Source organism: Streptomyces sp. NPDC001027 (assembly GCF_040299045.1).
Taxonomy (GTDB): Bacteria; Actinomycetota; Actinomycetes; order Streptomycetales; family Streptomycetaceae; genus Streptomyces.
This window is the reverse complement of the sequence record NZ_JBEPBI010000491.1, coordinates 1-2,507: the sequence shown is the minus strand read 5'-3', so window position 1 is coordinate 2,507 and position 2,507 is coordinate 1. Positions and strand designations below refer to the sequence as shown.

The window sequence follows — 2,507 nt, the reverse complement described above, 5'->3', positions numbered from 1 at the left end:
TCTGCTTCCGCCGCCCCGCCCGCGGGGGGCGCCGGGGGGGGGGGGGCGGGGGCCGCTCGACTTAGGTGGGCCCTGCCCCCCCCCCGCCCCCCCCCCCTTCTCCTGTCATGCCGTAGCCGTCCCCGCTCGCGCCGAGAGCGCGCCCGCGGTCAGTAACGCGGGCGGCTGAACCAGGCTCCGCCGCTGATCATCGCGGAGAGGATGATGCCGCCGAAGGCGAGCGAGATGACGCCGCCGAAGGTGCCCGAACCACCGGCGCCGTTCACGATGTTGGCGAGGCTGCCCAGGATCATCAGCGAGCTGTACACGATCGTGGTGACGCGGATGCCGCCGCGGCCCGTCTTGAACTTGACGCCCAGGAAGATCGACAGGCTGCCCAGCACCAGCATCAGCAGCGCGACCCCGATGACGATGCCGGTCGCCGCGCTGCTGTCGTCGCCGGAGCCGAACGCGTTGGACGTGTCCTGCGCGGCGCCCGCCAGGATGCCGATGAACACGCCGGCCAGGAACTGGAACCCGGCGACGATGAACAGCAGCACCCGGGCGGTCTTCACCAGTCCGGGCATCTCCTGCGGGACGCCGTAGCCGTACCCCTGGGGGACGGGCGGGGCCTGCGGGTAGCCGTAGCCGGGCTGTCCCTGGGGAGCGGTGGGGTAGCCGTAGCCGGGCTGGGGCGGCGGGCCCTGCGGCGGGTAGCCGGGCGGCTGGCCCTGGGGCGGGCCGTAGGGGTTGTTCGGGTCGCCGAAACTCATGGCGGTCCTTCCTCCGTTGCATTCGAGTGCGGGGACGCGCGGCCTGGCTCGGAGGAAGGTTCTACAGATGCGGTTCGTCCCCCCGGTACTGCCCGCGGCACTGTGCCGTCAATCGTTCTGCAATGGCCGGTTTGTTGTCCAGCCGCATTCCGCGGCAAAGGGCATGTGTTGTGCAAGTGCAACATCGACGATCACTTCCGCACACCTGCCGGTTCCGCCTCTTCGCCCCGGACGGGATTCCCGGATTGGAACCGGGAGGCCGTCATCCGCGAGGATGGGACCATGACCGCCCAGATTCTCGATGGCAAGGCCACCGCAGCCGAGATCAAGTCCGATCTGACCGCCCGCGTGGCGGCGCTGAAGGAGAAGGGCGTGACGCCCGGACTCGGCACGATCCTCGTCGGCGCCGATCCCGGCAGCCAGAAGTACGTGGCCGGCAAGCACCGTGACTGCGCCGAGGTCGGCATCGCCTCCATCCAGCGCGAACTGCCGGACACGGCCACCCAGGAGGAGATCGAGGCGGTCGTCCGCGAACTGAACGACGACCCCGCCTGCACCGGTTACATCGTGCAGCTGCCGCTGCCCAGGGGCATCGACGAGAACCGGATCCTGGAGCTGATGGACCCGGCGAAGGACGCCGACGGCCTGCACCCGACGAACCTCGGCCGGCTCGTCCTGAACGAGCCCGCCCCGCTGCCCTGCACCCCCAACGGCGTGCTCACGCTGCTGCGCCGGTACGGCGTCGAGATCAAGGGCGCGGAGGTCGTGGTCGTCGGCCGCGGCGTCACCATCGGCCGTCCGATGCCGCTGCTGCTGACCCGGCGCAGTGAGAACGCGACGGTGACCCAGTGCCACACCGGCACCCGTGACCTCTCGGCGCACCTGAAGCGGGCCGACGTCATCGTCGCCGCCGCCGGCTCCGCGCACCTGGTGGGGGCCGAGGACGTCAAGCCGGGCGCGGCCGTGCTCGACGTCGGCGTCTCCCGCAACGCGGAGGGGAAGATCGTCGGCGACGTCCACCCGGACGTGCGCGAGGTGGCCGGCTGGATCTCCCCGAACCCCGGCGGGGTGGGCCCGATGACCCGCGCCCAGCTGCTCGTCAACGTGGTCGAGGCGGCGGAGCGCAGTGTCGGCTGACGGCGTCTTCGGGAAGACCGACGACATGGACGGCAGCGGCGGCCGCAGCGCCGACGGGGCCGCCGACGGGCTCGACCACGGGCCCGAAGGCGGGATCGACGGCGGGATCGACAGCGCCGGCGACGACATCGAGGTGCGGGACCCGGTCAGTGCGCCCGACGCCGACGGCGTGCCGCGGCGCACCACCCGCCGTTTCCCCAAGTTCACCCGGGACACCGCACGTCCCGAGGGCGCCGGGCGGGCCGCGCCCGGCGACGCGCTGGCCGCCCGGCAGTGGCCGATCATCGTGGTGCTGGGCATCGTCGCGCTCGGTCTGCTGGTGACCGCGCTCGACGTGTTCCGGGTCGGCACGATCCTGATCGGCGTCGGACTGCTGACCGGCGCGGGCCTGCGCTGGACGCTGCCAGGCGTCGGCATGCTCGCCGTGCGCTCCCGGTTCACCGACATCGTGACGTACGGCGTGCTCGGCACGGTCATCGTCCTGCTGGCGCTGATGGCGCAGCCGGACCCGTGGCTGCAGATCCCGTTCCTCAAGGACACCCTGCACTTCACGGTCAGCAGCAGCTGACGGCGCCAAGACGCACGGCGGCCCGTCCTCATCCCCCGAAGAGGACGGGC

General features: G+C 72.0%; 3 protein-coding genes. 2 read left to right on the top strand and 1 reads right to left on the bottom strand.

Annotated elements, in window-relative coordinates; translation table 11 throughout:
• Nucleotides 1–149 precede the first annotated feature (149 nt).
• Nucleotides 150–752 (bottom strand): hypothetical protein, encoded by a 603-nt coding sequence (locus ABT300_RS43150; protein ID WP_351688390.1) that lies wholly within the window; start codon nucleotides 750–752, stop codon nucleotides 150–152.
• A gap of 282 nt (nucleotides 753–1,034) precedes the next feature.
• Here ABT300_RS43150 and ABT300_RS43145 point away from each other — a divergent pair, with 282 nt between their 5' ends.
• Nucleotides 1,035–1,889, top strand: coding sequence for a bifunctional methylenetetrahydrofolate dehydrogenase/methenyltetrahydrofolate cyclohydrolase (locus ABT300_RS43145; protein ID WP_351688387.1), 855 nt, complete (start codon nucleotides 1,035–1,037; stop codon nucleotides 1,887–1,889).
• On the top strand, nucleotides 1,879–2,457 hold the full coding sequence (locus ABT300_RS43140) for a DUF3017 domain-containing protein (protein WP_351688384.1): 579 nt from the start codon (nucleotides 1,879–1,881) through the stop codon (nucleotides 2,455–2,457). Before ABT300_RS43145 ends, ABT300_RS43140 begins: the two co-directional genes overlap by 11 nt.
• Nucleotides 2,458–2,507 lie beyond the last annotated feature (50 nt).

Coding starts and splice junctions, on each gene's coding strand:
- ABT300_RS43145 (WP_351688387.1), top strand. CDS start 1,035: ATGACCGCCCAGATTCTCGATGGCAAGGCCACCGCAGCCGAGATCAAG.
- ABT300_RS43150 (WP_351688390.1), bottom strand. CDS start 752: ATGAGTTTCGGCGACCCGAACAACCCCTACGGCCCGCCCCAGGGCCAG.